Below are 20,399 nucleotides of genomic sequence, written 5' to 3'. Positions count from 1 at the left end.
ATCCAGCGCAGCCCAGCCACGAATCGTGAACAGGCGCTTGGGCAAATCCATGCTTGCGCTGACAGGCTGTTGATCGGCTTCATCGATGTTGCAGTCCCCGGATACGGGGTAGGAGGACAGCGGCTGGGCCGCCTGCCAATCAGGTACCAGGATCCGGTCAGCTTCAACCGACAGGGGAACGTCAAGGCGGGAGAATGCAACGCGGTAGTCCAACTTCCACAGGAGGCTGGTCCCGCGGTCGCCAGCAACACCGAACGAAACCACCCGCTTCGCGTCCAGCAGCTGGTGCATGTAGCTGGAACGGAGAGCAATGAAGTCCTTTGCATCGGACACCGTTGGTGAGAGCAGGAAGCCGGTCTGCGCCATGCCTGCGATCATTCGATAATCGGCGGTACTACCATCTTCGTAGCGCACCTTCATCGACAGCTTGGGGGCTTTGTAGAACGTTGAAAACAGCTTGCCCAGCAGAGTGGGTTGAATATCCAGCGTCACCCATACCGGCTCCTGCCACGCTGCCACAGCAACGTCTTTCCCGAGGACGGCATTGACTTCGGACAACCTGACGGGCTGAAGCACCTCATTAGCCTCATCCCGCCGTTCGAGGACCGCGTACCCCCCTTCGAGCGCCTTGGGCGTGAAAGCAGCCAACAAGGACAGCCAGCTCGCGCCGTCTTCCAGCGCCGGGTAGCGATGATCGATGGGATCGGCGTTGAAGTACACGCGAGCAGGGGGGCTGCTGCAAGTGCTTGGCGTTCGCCCGCAACAAGGCAGGTGTGTAGACCGAATAACTCTGCAGTACGGGACGTGGCTTCCAGGTCGCACCAGAGCCAATCAGTGCCGCAAGGTCGACGGGATAGACATCGGCCTCCCCGACATAACCGGCGAAAGGCGCGCGCTGGCCGAATCCGGCGGTGATCGCCGCATACTGCGTGGACAACACGTCAGGCTGGGTCAGGCGTTGCCAGGTCCCCAAAAGCGGTTTGCGCACCATCTCGGCAAATCGGGCAACACTGCTGTCCCAGCCGACGCGGGCGTAAGTGTGGGTGATGCCGGCCCATGCGAGCATCGCCACCACGAACGCCGTCGCCCCCCAGCGCCCCCGTCGCGTCAGTACGATCAGAAATCCAACATATGCAAGAGCGACAGCGGCGACGAATGCATGCTCATCGTGCCGGACGAAGCCAGACTTGAACGCAACGAACAGATAGGCCGCGACCATCACTGGTGCATACCAGTATTCCCGCACCGGGCGCTGCACGGACAGGAACATCAGCACAGGCGCCGCCAGCAGATAGAAGACAATGTCGCGCAGGCTTCCGCTTACCGACATCGCATCGGTATAGCCCGAGACAATGGGCGCCTGGGCGATGAAGTAGCCCGGCAGGTCCAACAGACGCTGTCCGCTCGCCAACCACGCAGTCAGCAGGGAAATCCCGGCAACGGCAATGATCAAAAGAACGGAACGTCGCTGGACGCGCCAGTACATGATCACACTGACCAGCACCGCCAGGCCAAGCAGCAAGCCAAAGTTCCCTTTGACCAGTGGCAGGATAGCCGAAGCTGTCGCCAGCAGGCACAGGGCGGCGGTGTACGCACGCCCGCGTTGCAATCCCCGGTGCAACACGAATGGGATCAGCACCGGGACCAGCATGAACACCGCATCACGACCCCAGGCCAAACTGATCACGACTGGCAGGATCAGCAGAAACACACGCTTGCGTGCGGAGGCAACCGCAAAGAAGCCGGCGAACAGCGCGACGGCGATGAGCGCGGACCCCAACAGCATCATCCAGTCGGTGGCAGGGCTGTAGACACGCGTGTAGATCGAGGCCAGCGGCCCAAAAGTGAACACGATGTCCTTGCCAAAGCGAAGATGCTCGGCCGTGGCAATATTCATCGCGTAACTCCAGGACCCATCCAAACCCGGGAAGGGCATGGCGGGAGCCAACGGCGTGATCATCAGCACGGTCAGGACACAGGCAATGACAGACGCCAGTCTTCCCCAGGCTGATGCCTTGTCCTCGGTGTTGGGCACGTTGTATTCCGGCATGCTGTTTCCTGTTTCGGTAGGTGGGCGGGATGAAGATGCCGATCCAGCACGTGGCCGCAGCACCCATTGACACTGCCGGTTCGCTGTAGACAATCATCCCTTCAGGGTCGGCCAGGCTGCCGTACGCATCCCGGCGGCGGCGATCTGATACGCCATGAAGCTTGAGCGCCCATTGTAGTCCAGCGATTTAGCGCAAGGCAGATCGAGTTCCCGCAAACCTGCCAACCGCTTGCCAACTTCATATCCGCCTTTTCCAGGCAGCCCTGCAACCCCGCCTGCTGGACCAAGAGCCTCTTTGATGCGATCGCTCAACTCCCCAGTCACACAGGACAATACCTCGAACCCAGGCAGGCCCACGTCCATACGGCGGGGTGAAAGGCTGCATTTCCTCGACGCCCTGCGAGGCATCGCCGCGACCTACGTGGTGCTGTTCCATCTGGTCTATGTGGGAGGCGTGGCAGCTCCATCCTGGTTGTCCGGATTCGTCGCCCAGGGCGGGACCGGCGTCATGCTGTTCTTCGTCGTGAGCTGTTTCTCGCTCTTCTTCACCATGCCTGCGAGATTGAAAGAAGCGCGACCGATCGTGTCCTTCTTTACCCACCGCTTCTTCAGGATTGCCCCCCTGTTCTACGCGTGGCTCGTGGTTACCTGCATCCTGATGACGCAGGTGTATCACCTTCCGGTTACCCCTGCTGCGGTGTTGCAGAGCATATTCTTCGTGTTCAACCTGGTACCGGGAAACCAGAGCGGCTTGGTCATGGCCAGCTGGACCATTGGCGTGGAGATGCTCTTCTACGCCATTTTCCCGATCATCTATTTCCGCACGCGGAATGTCGTGGAGGCATGGTCGCTGCTGCTGGCTACCCTCCTTGCTTACTTCGCGATGATTTTCATCCTGCCTCATCTCCCGCTTTCGCCGGAGACAGCGGCCAGCATCGAGCAATGGCTGTTCATCAAAGACCTGCCGATCTTCGCATTCGGTGCCGTGTGCTATTACATGCTCAGAGAACGCTTGGTCAATGAACCCGATGAGCAGGAGCGTTCACTGGGAATTCTTCTGCTGCTGGCTGCTGCGTGCATCTTTGTGGCGCGCAGCAACAGCTGGGTGGACGACAGAATATTTGCGGGTCATCCCTACATGTGGCCAGCGGTCTGGTATTCATTGCTGATCATCGGGTTGGCGCTCAATCCCATTCGCCTGCTGGTGAATCGACTCACGCGTTTCCTGGGCACGATCAGCTATTCGCTCTATCTTGCACATGGTCCGGTTATCAACACACTGCGCCCATGGTACGACCGGCTCAATCAGCATCATGACTGGCCAGCGACGCAGACCTACATGATCGCGGCTATCGGCACTCTGCTGGTGTCAATTGCCATTGCCTACGCCACGTACCGCCTGATCGAAGTTCCGTTCATCCGCTATGGGAAAGTGTTTTACTCGCGTTTCTTCGGTAACAGGCAGGACGCCGTAACATCACGGCAGATCGGCAGCTGATCGAATCCAGGCACTGGGCTGACCCGTGCCCGGACACCGTTCAGGCAGAAAGCGTAGCCCGCAACTTCCTCACTGCACGCTGTGCGAATGTCGCGGGTTTGCGGATGGTGAAAACGCCTTGGGGAAGCTGTTCGGTCGCTTCGATGAATGAGATCGATTGTGCCAGCCGGCCGATCTCGCGTTCGACGAACGCTGGCGGCATTGCTGCCCAGCCGTAGTTGGATGCTTCCAACACCTCAGCGTTGCCAGCTACGGCAGCGTACACATGCTCACCGGCAGCGTAGCGACGACGGGCGTCGGCCGGGTCAGCAAACATTCTGGCGTAGTCTTCCTCGTACTGATTGCGGTCGCTGAGCTTGTAGGAACAGGCCTCACACAATTCCAGGAAGCGGTCCGTAGTGGTGGTCAGCACCAGACTTCCCCCCGGTTTCAATACCCGCATCAGCTCAGCCAACCAGAGGCGTGCCGAGGCTTCGGACAGATGCGAGAACACCGAGAACGCGTAGATGACCTCGAATCGCCCATCCGGGTGCTGCAGTCGGCCGTTGGGCTGGATCTGGGAAAGATTGCCCAGTACGCCGGTTGAGCGCGCAACCTCGAGGATCTCGGGATCGACATCAACGCCATACAAGTGGGACGGATCGACGTCATTGAGAAAGAATCGCAGGATACGACCCCAGCCGACACCAAAGTCCAGCACCGGCGAGTTGCGACGCAAACGGTGGCTGCCCGTCTTTACCAGCTGGTAGAAGTGAAATGCCTCCGCTAGAGCGGCCTCGTTGGATTTCCCGACGAATACCTCCTGCTGATAGGCCGGCGGGAAGCCCGGCAAACCCAGCGAAGGATCGTTAATGGAACGGACAATGCGTTCGTACCACAACCCGTCATCCATCTTGGGCTCCATCGATTCTGTAGTCAGGTAGGGAGTACAGATATACCCTGATTCACGTAATTTTCATGACACAGCGCAGCATCCGGCTGACGGGTGGTCGCCGCAAAGTAGCCCGCCTGCTCCACCCATAGCACGAAAAGCCGCTCGATCACGTGGGCCAGGGTGGCATCCAGCTGCCCAGCTTCCGGGTCGAACTCACTCAGGGCCAGCGCCCGCTCCCGCAGGGCATTCAGCGCCGCGGGGCGGAACCAGAACATCGTTCCCGCAAAGAAGCCCAGCCGGACACGTGCGTCCTCGATGCCGGTTTCTGCGGCCAGGCGACGCAGCCGTTCCTCATTGCCGCCCCAAAAGCGGGCATTGCTGACATAGGCGTGCTCGGGACCGACGATGCCGCAACTGGACTCATGCTTGAAGGCGCGCAGGATCTTCAGCACCGTGTGTGAAGAACCCAGCAGGGACTTCATCAACTCATCCCGCCACTGGCCACCGCCATCGTGGTACACGCTCTTCTTGGAGTGGATCTTGCAGACCGCGTCGTAGCGGTCGAGCAGGCCGGTATTGAGCAGGCTGACGAAGGGACCGACGTCGCGCCCGATGTTCGGATGCACGAAGACGAAGGCACGCACCTTCCGCTCTTCGAAAAAGCGCACAGCCACCCGACGATCAGCAACCGATTTCACGGACACGAACAGATCATGATCAACGATCATGTTCTTCATGTAGCCCTGGATCGATTCGATCAGGTCCAGATGATAGAGATGAAGCACGATGGCGAACCGCGACTTCAGCTTGTCAGCAGGAATGGCGCCGACACCATAGCGCTGCAGTTCTTCCTGTGAAATTCCGTCACTGGACTGGGCGAGCAGCGGCATTGCGTTGACACGCGTGGCCCGCATCCTGGCGACTTCCTCCTCGACCTGGCCCAGGCGCACCGGGTCGGCGATCAGGCTGGACAGGCCAACGTCCTGCACGCCATTGGGATCATCGCGCAGCACTTCGGTCTTGATGAAACCAAACTGCCGGTAGATGTCATCCCACAGGTAGTGGACCAGGTTGGCCTGCTGGATCTCGAATGCCCCAGGGGCAGCCACACTGTCCGGAGCCGCATCGCGCTCGCGCTTGCGTTTCAGGCGTGCGACCAGCTTCTGCATACCCTCCGCGCCAGGCTGGAACGCCGAAGCAATGCGTACACCGTGATGCAACAGCCACTGGGTCAAGCCGATTTCGTAGGAAAGAATGATTTCCCACTTGTCATCGAGCACCCGTACATCGCGCCAGAACTGGTGGAAGTACTGACTGAAGAAAACGTCCTTGCGGAACACCATGAAATACGACTGCAGGTGGCGGCTGACCTGCTGCGACTCGGTCATCGACCACGCGCCACACTCCACCTCCGCCATCTTCGCGAAGGCACGATCCAGGCCCTGCGGATCAATCATCAGTACACTGTCATTGGCGATGATCAGCTCGTCGTAGGCATACAACGCCTCCACGGCCAGTACACCGGTCCGGAACGAGTAGAAATCGTATCCGACGTTCTCGCGGACGATGACTGTGATGCGCTCATCCAGGCCTACCACCTGGTCAGGGGCCAGCCGGGTCGACACCAGCACGATGCGCTCCGCGTGCCGCAGCACGCCTTCGAGCAACCGACGCGTGAAGTCAGTCAACCGGCCTTCGGCGTCGAAGTGGGCTACAACTGCAACGCGACGGACGGAACTCATGCGTGCCACGCGTGATAGACGCGCACCGCGAAGGAACGCAGGCGGGGGAAGGGCCGCAGGCAACGGCCAATGAATGCGCGCAGGCCAGGCTTGGGCACCGAAGAGATGCCCTGCGGATTGGTCCTGCGTACCTCGGCCGAGAGCAGAACCACATCGTTGACCAGGCGTTCGCGGTCATCCAGAAGCGCCTTCATGCGCTCGCCGCCGAGTGCGCGCAGCAACGCTTCATCCTTCATCAGCGCCTCATCACCGTCGGCTCCGTTCAGCGCCGCATGGGTCGCTTCCAGGTAGGCCAGGCCGTGCTTCAGGTCCGGCTCCAGGTGGCAGCCCTCGCCCCACTCGTTCCAGGCATTGATGAACAGAATCTGGTCTTCAGGCGCGTTGTTGACGCGGGTGTACTCGACCAGGCGGCGCAGCCAGTACTCGTAGATCGACGGCGAGGCGTCCACCAGCGTGTGCGAGGTGTGCTGGCGCCGCGCGGTATTGTCCCAGGACGGCACGATGCCACGGTACCAGCGGAAGTCGGGCTTGGGCCGGCTGATGGACTGGGCGACCACCTTGCGGTAATCGACGAGGCCACCACGGAACTCGGGGTTGGTGATGTCGATCGGTCGCGTCAGACGATTCTCCGCGCCGATGAAGGTATGCGGCGGGAACTCCGCGGCCGCGTCATAACCCCAGTCACGCGGATCCACAATGCCGTAGAACTGCACCGCCACGAGATGGATCTCGCCCACGCCATTCTCGCGGGCCACTTGGCGCCAGCGCGCGACGGTTTCCTTTGCGTCCGGGAACAGGTCGGCACGGTAGACCAGCAGCATGGGCTTGCCATCGACCTTGATCGCACGACGATCCTTCAGCAGCGGCAGGATGTCCTCCAGAAACCGGCGATCCTCATCGGCGCCGTGCTTCTGCTCGAGCAGCACATCCTTCTCGAGCCCGTCCCAAGTGCGGGTCCAGTTCTCGTTGGCCCAGCACACGCAGAACGGGAACTCGATGTCACTCTTCAGGTAGTTGTCCAGCGGCAGCTCGAGGATGCGGCGGCCGTCAAACCAGTAGTAGTAGAAGCAGAACCCGTGGATGCCATACAGCGAGGCCAGTTCGGCCTGTGCCCGCATGTTGTCGATCAGGCGCAGATCATAGAAACCCAGCTCGCGCGGGATGTGGGGCTGGTAATGGCCGACGAAGTTCGGCTTTCCCTTGGCGACGTTGGTCCACTCGGTAAAGCCAGGTCCCCACCACTCCGAATTCTCCGCGACGGGGTGGTACTGCGGCAGATAGAAGCAGATTGGCTTGACGGTAGACATGTTCATCCCTAGGAGGTGGTTCAACCCAATCTGCTGATGGGTCTCTTGAAAAAATCGATTGCTGGAGTGCGGCCCTCTACTTTCCCCTGCGACGCCCGGCACTCCTTCTAACGTAACATCCTGCTCGTTGGCAGGGCGTGGATCAGCGGCGCCACCAGGGCTGCAACAGCCTGTCCATCGACCGTGCCTGCGAATCCAGGTGCGGGCCCAGTGCAGCCTGAATGTCCTCAACCGTCCTGGCACGCTCCTCGGCGACGATGCGGCGCAGGTCCTCTGCCGTCACCGCGCTATGCTCGGCCCGCTCCCGCGCCTGCTGTACCTGCTGCTCGGCCTGCCGCACCTGCTCCCGGCCATCACGCACTTCCTGCTCCAGTTGCAGGCAACGCTGCTGCAGCTCATGGCCCAGCGTTCCGAGGCGATTGACCTCGTTGCGCGCATCCGCCAGCCCTGCATTTACCCGCTCGACCTCTTCGGCGCGCTTGATGTTGCTGCCCAACGCGTCGAAAAAGCGATTGATCGGCGCAAAGTCGCCTGCGGCTGCACGGGCCGCGAGGTCTGCCAATGCAGGAACACGCTGCCGGCCGACCAGCAACACACCCAGGCCATGGGTATGGGTGAATTCGAACGCCGGATACTGCTGACTGATCTCGCTCCAGTACTGCCAGACACCGAAACCGCGCTCCCGGACGCAGGTGTCATGGAAGATCACCACTGCCCGATCGGATAGCTTGGGCAACCAGGTTTCAAAGTCCTCACGAACCGCCTCGTAGGTGTGCAGGCCATCGATATGCAGCAGATCGATCGAGCCGTCTGCGAAGTACGGGAGGGCTTCGTTGAAACGCATCCGCAGCATCTCGGAGATGCCGGCATAGTTGCGCTGCTGGTACTCGCGCAATGCGTTGTAGATCTCATCACCATAGTAGCCGGCGTGCTCGTCACCTTCCCAGGTGTCGATGGCAAACACGCGCGCAGTGAGCCCCTGCTCCTGCACCGCCTGGCAGAGCGCAAGGAACGAGGAGCCACGATGTGTACCCAGCTCGACGATCGACTGTGGCTGCAACTGCTCGACCAGCCATGAGGCAAAGGGAATGTGACCCAGCCACGCGCTCAGCGACAGTTCGCGCGGGGAGATCAGCATGCTGTTCGACAGCGGAAAATCGTTCATGGGACAGCCGGTTTCTTGAGAGATGTTCAGAGAGTCAGGACGCACTGGCGGCAGCGATGAAGGCTTCAACGTCACCGCTGCAGAGCAGCGATTCGAAGGCACGGATGCGATCGATCGGCCAGTTCCACCAGGCAATCGCCTGCAGGCGGGCAATCGTCTGTTCGTCATAGCGACTGCGCACCACCTTTGCAGGATTGCCCGCAACGACGGCGTAGGGGGGCACGTCCCGGGAAACCACTGCCCCCGCACCGATACAGGCGCCATCGCCCACGGTCACGCCGGAAACGATCATCGCACCATGCCCGATCCAGACGTCGTTGCCGATGCGGGTGGGCCCCTTGGTGTGCGGATGCCCGTCGTGGCCTGCGCCGGGGGAATTCAGCGCGATGCGCAATGGATAGGTGGTCACCCAATCCAGACGGTGCTCGCCGCCCCCAAAGATCACTACGTCATCGGCGATCGAACAGAACGCCCCGATCTCGATGCGTTCACCTTCCGACCATACCTTCAGTTGCGGAGAACCATAGGTGTATCGACCGACGCTGATGCGCGGGTCGGTACTGGCCAGTGGTGGAATGAAGCCGTGCGCTTCGGTCACCGTCGGTCCCTGCGATGCGCTCACTGCGGCTCTCCTGTCGGCTGCGGCTGACGGGTGCGGACCATGGTCACTTCCTCGAACGGGATACCGACCAGGCCATAACGCAGCTTGGGCGAGGCCACCCGGATCAGCACCGCATCATGCAGCCAGGCGTGCTGGGTGTTGGTGTACGGGTCGCCTTCGGCGATCGAGACGGTCATCGAGTACTCGCCGTTGGGCAGCAGCGGCAGGGTGAACCGGAACGACGCTTCCAACCCGGTGCCACCCTCCACTTCCATCGGCGGCTGGATATAGGTGTAGGTGTGTTCACCGAACAGCGATTGCCCAAGGCGATCCTTGACGAAGAATCCGATCAAGGGACTCGTCAGGGGATCATGCGCAGTCGCGCGGATTTTCAGCACGACATGCTCGCCACCGGCAAACGTCGTGAAGGGCTCACCGTCCTCGTTGCACAGGGTGACCGAGTCGATGCTTGCCACGCCGGACTGCCAACCGGCTGAATTGGCGACGTTGTCGAACAGCTCGACCTTCAGGTCCTTCTCGATCCGGGCTGGCGACGGGATGCCAGGCGATGCGTCCGCGGCACGGGCAGCGGCCTGCCGTGACTGCAGCTTGACCGTATCGCCATACACTTCCTGCGAGCAGTATTCGATGTAGGCGTTGCAGGTTTCCTGCGCAGTGCCATGCATGCGCATGTCGCCGCGATCCAGCCAGACGGCACTCTGGCAGAAGTTCAGCACCGAAGAGGTGTCGTGGCTGACAAACAGCAGCGTGCCGTTCTCACGGAACTTGCGCAGGTAGCGCATGCACTTCTGCACGAAGATCGCATCACCGACCGCCAGCGCTTCGTCGATCACCAGGATATCGGCATCGACATGCGCGATCACGGCAAATGCCAGACGCACGTACATGCCGCTGGAGTAGGTCTTGACCGGCTGTTCAAGGAAGTCGCCGATGTCGGCGAATGCCACGATGTCGTCGTACTTGCGATCGATCTCCTCGCGCGAAAGGCCGAGGATCGAGGCGCTCATGTAGACGTTCTCGCGTCCGGTGAATTCCGGATTGAAGCCGGCACCAAGCTCGAGCAATGCGGCCACGCGACCCCGCACGGTCACTTCGCCGTGGGTTGGCTGCAGGGTGCCGCAGATGATCTGCAGCAGGGTCGACTTGCCGGAGCCGTTGCGACCGATGATGCCCACCGTGTCTCCACGGCGCACCTCGAAGTCGACGCCCTTCAGCGCCCAGAACTCGCGGTAGTACATGCCACCGGGTCGGCCGAGCAGACGGGAGAGTCGCGGCAGGACAGCCTGCTTCAGGCGGTCCTGTGGCTGCGAATACACCTGGAAGCACTTGGTGACACCGGACACCCGGATCGCAAGATCGTCCGGTTCGTGCGCGGATACATTAGATGACATCGGCAAAACCCCGGCGCATTTTGTGGAAGCAGACATAGCCCAGCCAGGCGACCACGGCGGCGAGAATGGTGTACTTGCCCAGACCGATGAAATCAGGTGCCTTGCCCCAGATCAGCACCTCCCGCGACTGCTCGATGATGAAGGTGAGCGGGTTCAGGTAGATCCACTTGCGCATGTTCTCCGGCAATGCGGTCACCGGATAGAACACCGGCGCCAGGAACAACAGCACGGTGGTGAAGATGCCGGTCATCTGGCCGATATCGCGCACGAAAACACCCAACGCCGACAGCAGCCAGGCCAGGCCCATCGTGAACAGCACCAGCGGGAACACCACCAACGGGAAATACAGCGCGGTCACGGGCAGGACGCCACGGATCAGCAACTGCGCCAGCAGCAGCACCACCAGGGTCACCAGCGCATGGAACAACGCCGCCCCCATTGCCACCCAGGGCAGCGTATCGAGGGGGAACACCACGCGTTTGACGTAGCTGGCATTGCCGACAATCAGGCTGGGGGCGCGGTTGACGCACTCCGCAAAGATGCCGTGTACGAGGATGCCGACGAACAGGATGATCGCGAAGTCACCCTTGTGTGCCACATCCCCACCCCATCGGGCGTTGAAGACCACCGAGAACACGAAGGTGTACACGGCGAGCATCAACAACGGGTTGAAGAACGACCACGCCAAGCCCATCAACGAGCCACGGTAGCGGCTGATGACCTCGCGCTTGGCCAGCTGGTAGATCAATACGCGGTTGCCGAGAAAACTGCGCACCATCGCCAGTGGCGAAACCGAGCTGTTGGCGGACGACACGGTCATCGGATTCACGCAGCAGTACCCGCCAGCGCCCGCTCCAGATCCACCTGCAGATCCCCCAGCTCCTCCACGCCCACGCTCAGCCTTACCAGCGCATCGCTGATACCCAGCTGTTCCCGCCGCGCGACCGGAATCGAGGCGTGCGTCATCACCGCCGGGTGGTTGACCAGGCTTTCCACGCCGCCCAGCGACTCGGCCAGGGTGAACAGTTCGGTCTTCTCGCAGAAGCGCTTGGCCGCTTCGAAACCGCCCTTGAGCACGATCGAGACGATGCCGCCGTAACCGGCCATCTGCTTGCCGGCCAGCTCATGCTGCGGGTGCGACGGCAGGCCCGGGTAGATCACTTTCTCCACCGCCGGGTGCTTTTCCAGCCACTGGGCCAGGGCCAGCGCGTTGGCGCAGTGCGCCTTCATGCGCAGCGGCAGGGTCTTCAGGCCACGCAGGGCCAGGAAGCTGTCGAACGGGCCCTGCACGCCACCCACCGAGTTCTGCAGGAAGGCCATCTGCTCGGCCAGTTCGGCGTTGTCGCCGACCACGACCATGCCGCCGACCATGTCCGAGTGACCGTTGAGGTACTTGGTGGCCGAATGCAGGACCAGATCCGCACCCAGCGCCAGCGGACGCTGCAGCATCGGCGAGGCGAAGGTGTTGTCGACCACCACGATCAGGCCATGGCGCTTGGCGATGGCGGTGACCGCGGCGATGTCGACGATCTTCAGCATCGGGTTGGTCGGGGTCTCGATCCACACCATCTTCGTCTTCGACGTGATGGCGGCTTCGAACGCGGCCAGATCGGTCAGGTCGACGAAGCTGAAGTCCAGCCCGGCGGTGCGGCGACGCACCCGCTCGAACAGGCGGAAGCTGCCGCCGTAGATATCGTCCATTGCCACCACGTGACTGCCGGCGTCCAGCAGTTCGATCACGGTCGAGCTCGCCGCCATGCCCGAGGCGAAAGCGAAGCCGCGGGTGCCACCTTCCAGCGATGCCACGCAACGCTCATAGGCGAAGCGGGTCGGGTTGTGGGTACGCGAGTACTCGAAGCCCTGATGCTCACCCGGGCTGGACTGCGCATAGGTCGAGGTGGCGTAGATCGGCGGCATTACCGCGCCAGTGCTGGGGTCCGGCGACTGGCCACCGTGGATGGCCAGAGTAGCCAGGGCCAGGGCGCGATCCTGGGAAGTAGCGTTGGACATGTTGTTTCCTGAGGGGCGCCGACGCACGGCGCCATCGAAGGTGCGGAAGTCTACCAGCGCGGCCTTAACGACCTTTGACGCGGATAAACCGGGATTCAGCAGCGAACGTCTTCGATCAGCGGCTTACTGCACGCGACGGCGCAGGTAGTTCAGCAGGTCGATACGGGTGATCAGGCCCAGGAAGGCGTCGCCGTCCATCACGATCGCCACCTGGCCACGGTCGAACACCGGCAGCAGGGCCTCGATCGGCGACTTCACATCCAGCCGGTCCAGCTTGCTGACCATCGCGGTAGCGACGCTGTCGCGGAAACGGGCCTCATCGCCATAGACATGCAGCAGCACGTCGCTTTCGTCGACGATGCCGACCAGCTGGTCACCGTCCATCACCGGCAGCTGCGACACGTCATACAGCTTCATGCGCTGGTAGGCCGTGGTCAGCAGATCGTTCGGGCCGATCACGACGGTATCGCGCTGGCCGTACGGGCGCAGGATCAGGTCGCGCAGGTCGCCGTGCTGTGGGCGCTCCAGGAAGCCGTTGTCCAGCATCCAGTAGTCGTTGTACATCTTCGACAGGTATTTATTGCCGGTATCGCAGACCAGTACCAGGACCTTCTTCGGCGTGGTCTGTTCCTTGCAGTACTTCAGCGCAGCCGCCAGCAGGGTGCCGGTGGACGAGCCGCCGAGGATGCCTTCCTTCGCCAGCAGCTCGCGCGCGGTATGGAAGCTCTCACCGTCGGTGATGGCGTAGGCCTTCTTCACCCGGCTGAAATCGGAGATGGACGGCAGGAAGTCCTCGCCGATGCCTTCCACCAGCCAGCTGCCCGACTTGTCGTTGAGCACGCCGTCATTGATGTATTCGGCCAGGATCGAACCGACCGGGTCGGCGAGCACCAGCTCGGTCTTCGGCGACAGCTTGGCAAACGCGCGCGACAGGCCGGTCATGGTGCCGGAGCTGCCGCAGCCGAACACGATGGCGTCCAGATCGCCGCCCATCTGTTCCAGAATTTCCGGGCCCGTGCCGAATTCATGCGCGGCCGGGTTGTCCGGGTTGCCGAACTGGTTGATGAAGTAGGCGCCCGGGGTCTGTTCGGCGATGGTCTTGGCCAGATCCTGGTAGTACTCGGGATGGCCCTTGGCCACGTCCGAGCGGGTCAGACGCACTTCAGCGCCCATCGCCTTCAGGTTGAAGATCTTTTCCCGGCTCATTTTGTCGGGAACGACCAGGATCAGCTTGTAGCCCTTCTGCTGGGCGACCAGGGCCAGGCCCAGGCCGGTGTTGCCGGCTGTGCCCTCGACCAGGGTCGCGCCCGGCTTCAGGTCGCCTCGCTGCTCTGCCGCCTCGATCATCGACAGGCCGATGCGATCCTTGATCGATCCGCCCGGGTTGGCGCTCTCCAGCTTCAGGTAGAGCTCGCAGACGCCGGTGTCCAGGCGCTGGGCCTTGACGATCGGGGTCTGGCCGATGAGTTCGAGGACGGAAGAATGGATGGGCATTCGGAGGACTTTCGGTTCGCGCCACACAGGGCCGGACCGATGATTATCCGTCGGATGGCGATGAATGTCAGGTCGGCGCGGCGCCGGGCCGCAAGCCCGCAAAAAGAGATGCGGACGGCCCCGGATCGACGAGGAGACCGGTACCGCCCGCATCGGTGAGTCGTACCTGCAGGCCAAGGCACCACCGCTTGTGGTGCCTTGGCGCGGCCGCCTCATCGGCGGTGCCGCGATGCCGGGGCAGGAGCGCCGGGCGGGGCCATCGATGGCCGGGTCACGCCGTTCCGGGCGTGACGGGGTGCGTCAAAGTGTGGGGGACGTCGTTGGGAGCGGTGTTTCGTACATTCGCAGAAGTCGTTGCTTGGCCAGCAGCTTCTCACGCTTCATGCGACCCAGGGTGACATCATCGATCGGGAGTACACCCAACTCCGCGTCCATGCACTTCTTGTTCAACTTGCGGTGCTGGTCATGGAGTGCCCTGAACTCCGGATCACGCGCGCGGCGGGCGTCGATCTCGCTCTGGGGCTGATCTTCAAACATGATGGACCTCCTTCGACAGATACACGAACGCCCCGGCCGCGAGGCACGGGGCGTTGTTCATGGAGGAGCGCCGGTCGATGGCCACCTGGACGCCTGCAACGACCTGCGGCACTGGCCTGCGCACGTCGATTCGCTGCGGTTCGCGCCCTGTTTGCATCGGCCCGGCCCTCCCATCGTCCGGTCCGCGGCATTGCGTCCCGGACAATTGACCCTACGCCTGCTCAAGGCGGGGTACAAGACCCCTGCGGCAAAAAGACCGAACCCCGCCGGGGCGGGGTTCAGGCTGAATGCTCATCACAACGAAAAACAAACAATATCAAGCAATTACGGGGCGATGATGACCTCGGCCGAGCGCGCCCGGGTGGACGCCGCCTTCTTGCCGCTGACCTGGATCCGGTTGCTGGCGACACCCGCCGCGACCAGAGCATCGCGCAGCGCTTCGGCACGCTTCTGACCCACACCATTGGCGCTGTCATAGGCCTCGATACGCAGGCGCCCCTTCTTGCCGATGTTCAGGTACTCGGCCAGGGCCTTGGCCTGGTTGCGGGCCCCGCCGGACAGGCTGGAGGCGCCAGTGGCGAAGGCGTCACCATTGAAAGTGAAGACTTCGCCACGGCCGTCGAACTTCGAGCCCGGCAGCTTCTGCCCGGACACCAGCTCGGCTTCCTCGCGGGCCAGCTTGGCGGCGTTCTGCTGGGCGGCGCTGAGGCGCTGCTGCTGCTTGCCGGCCACGCTGGTCAGGGCGTTCTCGGCGTCCTGGCGGGCCAGGGTTTCGGCTTCGGCGGCCTGGCGCAGACGCTCAGCCTCCTCGGCCTGCATCTGCGCCTGCATGCGCATCTGCTCGGCTTCCTGACGGGCACGGGCGGCGTCGCGGCGGCTGGCCTCGATCAGCAGGTCGCTGCGGGTCCGCTCCAGGCGGTCGACCTCGCGCGCGGCCATCGCGGCGCGCACGGCGGTCTCGGCAATCTCCACCCGGCGCTCGGCCAGATAGGTAGCCAGCTCCTGGTCGCGGCGCTTGGCCTTGTCCAGGGTGGCGATGGCCTGCTGGGCCTGCATGCGCTCGAAGGCACCCAGCTCAGCGGTGTCGGGATTGGCCTGGATGGCCATCAGGCGCTGGCTCAGCTGCGCCACCATCGGGTTGTCGGCGGCCAAGGCCAGGGGCGGCAGCGCCAGCAGCGCGGCCAGGGTTGCGGCAGTCATCGGCTTCACCGGCGGTCCTCCCCGGTCGACAGCTGGCGTTGCAGCTGGTTGACCTCGTTGCGGCGCAGCTGCAGCTGCGCGGTGACGGTGGCCTCCTCGCTGCGGACGCGGGCCAGGTCGGCATCGGCGGCGGCGCGCAGGGCCATCGCCGGGGCGTTCTTGCGCTCGCGGCGGTCGCCGGCGGCGCGCTGGGCCTGCTCCAGCCCCTGGCGGGCCAGACCGATCAGGTCCGGGGCGTACTGGTCGGCATCGGCCTGGGTGGCCTTGTCGACCGCCTGCCGGGCCTGCGCCAATTCCAGTGCGGCGTCCTGCGCCCAGGCGGGGGCAGACAGTGCGAATGCAAACGCCATCACATACAGGCCGTGGCGCATTCGTGCGAAGCTAAGTCGTTTCATTGGGGAGGCCGTACCGGTTGTCGGTTCACGGCCATTGTCGTCAAGCCGACACCGTGCTGGCAACGGGCGTCGGCCGTTTCGTTGGGGAAAATTCGCAATGGATATCGGCTACTTCCTGAAGCTGATGACCGAAAAGAACGCTTCGGACATGTTCCTGACCACCGGGGCACCGGTCTATATCAAGATCGAGGGGAAGCTTTATCCGCTGGGCAACACCGGCCTGCCGCCCGGCATGGTCAAGAAAATCGCCTACTCGTTGATGGACGAAGGCCAGGTGCCGCAGTTCGAGCGCGAGCTGGAGCTCAACATGGCCATCGCTCTTCCCGAAGCCGGGCGCTTCCGCGTCAACGTGTTCAAGCAGCGGGGCGAGGTCGGCATGGTCATCCGCGCCATCCGCAGCCGCATCCCGAGCATCGAGGAACTGAACCTGCCGCAGGTGCTGAAGGACGTCATCATGACCCCGCGCGGGCTGGTGCTGGTGGTGGGGTCCACCGGTTCCGGCAAATCGACGTCGCTGGCATCGATGATCGACCACCGCAACAGCACCACCACCGGTCACATCCTCACCATCGAGGATCCGATCGAGTACCTGCACAAGCACAAGATGTCGATCGTCAACCAGCGCGAGGTCGGGCTGGACACCCATGCCTTCCACAACGCGCTGAAGAACGCGATGCGTGAAGCGCCGGACGTGATCCTGATCGGCGAGATCCTGGATGCGGAAACGATGGAGGCGGCCATCGCCTTCGCCGAGACCGGCCACCTGTGCCTGGCTACCCTGCACTCCAACAACGCCGACCAGACCATCGAGCGCATCCTCAACTTCTTCCCGGAAAGCGCGCACAAGAACGTGCTGATGAACCTGGCACTGAACCTGCGCGCGGTGATCAGCCAGCGTCTGGTGAAGAACAAGGAGGGCCGTCGCCTGCCGGCCACCGAGGTGCTGATCAACACGCCGATGATCCGCGACCTGCTGCGCCGCGGCCAGGTGCACGAGATCAAGGCGGCGATGGAAGGCTCGCTGGAAGAAGGCATGGAGAGTTTCGACCAGTGCCTGTTCCGGCTGGCCAAGGCCGGCGTCATCGATCAGGAGGAAGCACTGCGTGCGGCCGACTCGCGCGATGGCCTGGCCCTGAAGTTCCGCCTGTCCGAAGGCAGCAGTGGCGAGCACGACCCGTACGCGGACTTCTCTGCGGCCGCACCCAGCATCACCCACGGCTTCTGACGCCACGAAAAAGGGGACGGAGGGGATCAAGTCGTTTGTGCACTTGCGACTTAATCCCCTCCGTCCCCTTTTTCTGAAGAGTTCAGGGCGGTCTCATCCAATGAGACTCCTCATCCGTAGGTTTCCTCAATGGAAACCATCCGCAAGCTGGCCATACTGGCCGATGCCGCCAAATACGACGCCTCCTGCGCCTCCAGCGGCTCGGGCAAACGCGATTCGCGCGCCAGCGGCGGCATCGGCAGCACCGAAGGCATGGGCATCTGCCACAGCTATACGCCGGACGGCCGCTGCGTTTCATTGCTGAAGATCCTGCTGACCAACTTCTGCGTCTACGACTGCGCCTACTGCGTGAACCGGGTATCCAGCAACGTGGCCCGTGCGCGCTTCAGCGTGGATGAGGTCGTCGCGCTCACCCTGGACTTCTACAAGCGCAACTACATCGAGGGGTTGTTCCTTTCCAGCGGCATCATCCGCAATGCGGACTACACCATGGAGCAGATGGTGGAGGTGGCACGGCAGCTGCGCGAAGAACACCGCTATGCCGGCTACATCCACCTCAAGACCATTCCCGAGGCCTCGCCGGAACTGCTGGCCAGTGCCGGGCGTTACGCCGACCGCCTGTCGATCAACGTGGAACTTCCCACCGAAGCCGGACTGAGCGCCTTGGCGCCGGAGAAGACGGTGCATTCGATACGCGGCGCGATGGGCGAACTGCACTGGCGCATCGAGGAAGCCAAGGAAGCGCGCAAGGCCCCCGCAGCGGTGGCGCCGGCGGCCAGCCGCAGTGCACGCCCGCGCCCTCCCCGTTTCGCACCCGCCGGACAAAGCACGCAGATGATCGTCGGTGCTGATGGGGCCAACGATCGGCAGATCCTGGCCAGTGCCGACGCGCTGTATGGCAACTACCGCATGCGCCGGGTGTATTACTCGGCCTTCAGCCCGATTCCAGATGCCAGTCGCCAGCTGCCACTTCAACCACCGCCACTGCAACGCGAACATCGCCTGTACCAGGCCGATTGGCTGTTGCGCTTCTACGGCTATGGCGTGGATGAGATCACCGACAGCGCCGGCGACGGCATGCTGGACCTGGATATCGATCCGAAGATGGCCTGGGCGATCCGTCATCCCGAGCGCTTTCCCGTGGACCTCAACCGCGCACCGAAAGAGCTGCTGCTGCGCGTACCCGGGCTGGGCGTGCGCAACGTGAAGCGGGTGCTGATGGCACGCCGGCACGGCCGCCTGCGGGTGGCCGACGTAGCCCGGTTGAAGGCCCCGATGAGCAAGCTGCTACCGTTCGTGCTGCTGGCCGACCACCACCCGCGCAAGGCGCTGGATGATCCGGCCGCGTTGCGCGCGCAGCTGGCGCCGCCTCCACGACAGGGCTCGCTGTTTGATGCACCGCCCGCCGCCTGACGCGCAGCGCTGGTCGCTGCGGGTGGACCCGCCGTGGTCGCTGGAGCCTTGGCGCGAGGCCGCGCGCGAGGCACTGCTGCGCGACGTGGCACCGCCGCAGCTGGACTGGATCGAAGGCAGTGAGGTTTCGCTGCTGGATGCGCCGGCCGTACAGCTGGCACCGATGCCTGCCGATGCCGCTGCGCCCAGCGTTCCGCGCGACTTCCTCGACCTGGCGGCGACCTGCCTGTGTCATCGCGACCCCCAGCGCCTGGCCCTGCTGTATCGCCTGCTGTGGCGCATTACTCATGGCGAGCGCTCGGTGCTGACCAACCCCGCCGATGCCGATGTCCTGCGCGCGAACGCACTCGCCCAGGCCGTCCGCCGCGATACGCACAAGATGAAAGCGTTCGTGCGATTCCGCGAGGTGCCTGGCCAGCCCGATGCCTTCATCGCGTGGTTCGAGCCAGAGCACAACATCGTTGATCGGGTAGCCCCCTTCTTCGCACGCCGCTTCACCGGGATGCGCTGGGCGATACTGACCCCTTCGCGCAGCGTCGCCTGGGATGGGCAGGCGCTTGCCTTCGGCCCCGGCGCGCGGCGCGAGGATGCCCCGGCCGAGGATGCACTCGAGTCGCTGTGGCAGACCTACTACGCCAACATCTTCAATCCGGCGCGGCTCAACACACGGATGATGATGCAGGAGATGCCGGCCAAATACTGGCGCCACCTGCCCGAGGCGCAGTTGCTGCCGCGGCTGGTTCGCGATGCGGGCGATCGCGTGCAGGAAATGCATGACCGGCCCGCGCAGGCACCGCAGCGCAGGATTCCACTGCGTAGGGACGCTGCGTCGGCGCCCCCCGATACCGGCAGCCTGCAGACGCTGCGACAGCAGGCCAGCGCCTGCCGCCAGTGCCCGCTGTGGGAGACCGCCACGCAGGCGGTGTTCGGCCAGGGGCCGGCCGATGCGCGGGTGATGGTGATCGGCGAGCAGCCTGGTGATACCGAGGATCTGCGCGGCCAGCCATTCGCCGGCCCGGCGGGCCAGCTGCTGGACCGTGCCCTGGCCGAGCTGGGAATCGATCGCGCCACGCTGTACCTGACCAATGCGGTGAAGCACTTCCACCATGAGCGCCGCGGCAAGATCCGGCTGCACAAGCGACCGGAAAGCCGCCACATCCAGGCCTGCCGGCCATGGCTGATGGGCGAGATCGCGCGGGTGCGGCCGCAGGTCATCGTCTGCCTGGGCGCTACCGCGGCAGCCTCGGTATTTGGCCGTGATTTCAATCTGACGCACGACCGTGGACGCTGGCACACGCTGGAGGATGGCACCCGCGGCTACGCCACCGTGCATCCGGCGTGGGTACTGCGGCAGGGCGATGATGCACGCCGCGAGGATGCCTACCGGTTGTTCCGCGATGACCTCGCGCGATTGCTGCAAAAAGGGGACGGAGGGGATTAAGTCGTATGTGCACTTACGACGTAATCCCCTCCGTC

Annotated in this window: 17 protein-coding genes; 4 read left to right on the top strand and 13 right to left on the bottom strand. The window is 63.3% G+C overall.

What is annotated here, in order from left to right; translation table 11 throughout:
* Positions 1-586: 586 nt before the first annotated feature.
* On the bottom strand, positions 587-2,050 hold the full coding sequence (locus FQS62_RS02720) for a hypothetical protein (RefSeq protein ID WP_268923803.1): 1,464 nt from the start codon (positions 2,048-2,050) through the stop codon (positions 587-589).
* 298 nt (positions 2,051-2,348) lie between these two features.
* Between FQS62_RS02720 and FQS62_RS02715 the strand changes: the two genes are divergently transcribed.
* Positions 2,349-3,548: an acyltransferase family protein gene (locus tag FQS62_RS02715; RefSeq protein ID WP_088480363.1), complete on the top strand. Its 1,200-nt coding sequence runs from the start codon at positions 2,349-2,351 to the stop codon at positions 3,546-3,548.
* Between the two features lie 40 nt (positions 3,549-3,588).
* On the opposite strand, the gene FQS62_RS02710 is transcribed toward FQS62_RS02715, so the two are convergent.
* The 12 genes from FQS62_RS02710 to FQS62_RS02655 form a co-directional block, all read right to left on the bottom strand.
* The gene (locus FQS62_RS02710) at positions 3,589-4,440 is read right to left on the bottom strand and encodes a class I SAM-dependent methyltransferase (protein ID WP_226053645.1); all 852 of its coding nucleotides are present in this window, start codon (positions 4,438-4,440) and stop codon (positions 3,589-3,591) included.
* A 23-nt stretch (positions 4,441-4,463) separates the two neighbouring features.
* Positions 4,464-6,164, bottom strand: a complete 1,701-nt coding sequence (locus tag FQS62_RS02705; RefSeq protein WP_208042938.1) for a rhamnan synthesis F family protein — start codon at positions 6,162-6,164, stop codon at positions 4,464-4,466.
* The gene (locus FQS62_RS02700) at positions 6,161-7,471 is read right to left on the bottom strand and encodes a glycosyltransferase WbsX family protein (RefSeq protein ID WP_057500402.1); all 1,311 of its coding nucleotides are present in this window, start codon (positions 7,469-7,471) and stop codon (positions 6,161-6,163) included. Before FQS62_RS02700 ends, FQS62_RS02705 begins: the two co-directional genes overlap by 4 nt.
* A 142-nt stretch (positions 7,472-7,613) precedes the next feature.
* The gene (locus tag FQS62_RS02695; RefSeq protein ID WP_226053646.1) at positions 7,614-8,705 is read right to left on the bottom strand and encodes a class I SAM-dependent methyltransferase; all 1,092 of its coding nucleotides are present in this window, start codon (positions 8,703-8,705) and stop codon (positions 7,614-7,616) included.
* Entirely contained in the window at positions 8,671-9,258 is a 588-nt protein-coding gene (locus FQS62_RS02690) for a CatB-related O-acetyltransferase (protein ID WP_080392876.1), read from the bottom strand. The genes FQS62_RS02695 and FQS62_RS02690 overlap by 35 nt, the downstream gene beginning before the upstream one ends.
* Complete coding sequence (locus FQS62_RS02685) at positions 9,255-10,649, bottom strand: ABC transporter ATP-binding protein (RefSeq protein WP_208042931.1); 1,395 nt, start codon at positions 10,647-10,649, stop codon at positions 9,255-9,257. The genes FQS62_RS02690 and FQS62_RS02685 overlap by 4 nt, the downstream gene beginning before the upstream one ends.
* Positions 10,639-11,469 (bottom strand): ABC transporter permease, encoded by an 831-nt coding sequence (locus FQS62_RS02680; protein WP_088480360.1) that lies wholly within the window; start codon positions 11,467-11,469, stop codon positions 10,639-10,641. Before FQS62_RS02680 ends, FQS62_RS02685 begins: the two co-directional genes overlap by 11 nt.
* Positions 11,470-11,474: 5 nt before the next feature.
* Positions 11,475-12,659 (bottom strand): cystathionine gamma-synthase, encoded by a 1,185-nt coding sequence (locus FQS62_RS02675; protein WP_088480359.1) that lies wholly within the window; start codon positions 12,657-12,659, stop codon positions 11,475-11,477.
* Between the two features lie 123 nt (positions 12,660-12,782).
* Entirely contained in the window at positions 12,783-14,153 is a 1,371-nt protein-coding gene (locus FQS62_RS02670) for a pyridoxal-phosphate dependent enzyme (RefSeq protein ID WP_049446235.1), read from the bottom strand.
* 300 nt (positions 14,154-14,453) lie between these two features.
* Positions 14,454-14,690 carry an HP1242/YdcH family protein gene (locus FQS62_RS02665; protein ID WP_005407964.1) on the bottom strand — a complete coding sequence of 79 codons (237 nt, stop codon included), beginning with the start codon at positions 14,688-14,690 and terminating at the stop codon, positions 14,454-14,456.
* A 324-nt stretch (positions 14,691-15,014) separates the two neighbouring features.
* A complete protein-coding gene (locus FQS62_RS02660) occupies positions 15,015-15,899 on the bottom strand; it encodes an OmpA family protein (RefSeq protein ID WP_208042932.1) in 885 nt (294 codons plus the stop codon).
* Positions 15,896-16,261 carry a DUF4398 domain-containing protein gene (locus tag FQS62_RS02655; protein WP_005415160.1) on the bottom strand — a complete coding sequence of 122 codons (366 nt, stop codon included), beginning with the start codon at positions 16,259-16,261 and terminating at the stop codon, positions 15,896-15,898. The genes FQS62_RS02660 and FQS62_RS02655 overlap by 4 nt, the downstream gene beginning before the upstream one ends.
* Before the next feature lie 121 nt (positions 16,262-16,382).
* Between FQS62_RS02655 and FQS62_RS02650 the strand changes: the two genes are divergently transcribed.
* The 3 genes from FQS62_RS02650 to FQS62_RS02640 all read left to right on the top strand — a co-directional run bounded on the left by FQS62_RS02650 (position 16,383) and on the right by FQS62_RS02640 (position 20,364).
* Complete coding sequence (locus tag FQS62_RS02650) at positions 16,383-17,510, top strand: PilT/PilU family type 4a pilus ATPase (protein WP_088480356.1); 1,128 nt, start codon at positions 16,383-16,385, stop codon at positions 17,508-17,510.
* Positions 17,511-17,639: 129 nt separating this feature from the next.
* A complete protein-coding gene (locus FQS62_RS02645) occupies positions 17,640-18,923 on the top strand; it encodes a putative DNA modification/repair radical SAM protein (protein ID WP_208042933.1) in 1,284 nt (427 codons plus the stop codon).
* Positions 18,904-20,364, top strand: a complete 1,461-nt coding sequence (locus FQS62_RS02640) for a UdgX family uracil-DNA binding protein (RefSeq protein WP_208042934.1) — start codon at positions 18,904-18,906, stop codon at positions 20,362-20,364. Before FQS62_RS02645 ends, FQS62_RS02640 begins: the two co-directional genes overlap by 20 nt.
* Positions 20,365-20,399 lie beyond the last annotated feature (35 nt).

It is taken from the genome of Stenotrophomonas sp. SBJS02 (assembly GCF_020428325.2).
In the GTDB taxonomy this organism is placed as follows: Bacteria; Pseudomonadota; Gammaproteobacteria; order Xanthomonadales; family Xanthomonadaceae; genus Stenotrophomonas; species Stenotrophomonas africana.
This window is presented reverse-complemented; position numbering and strand designations above follow the sequence as displayed.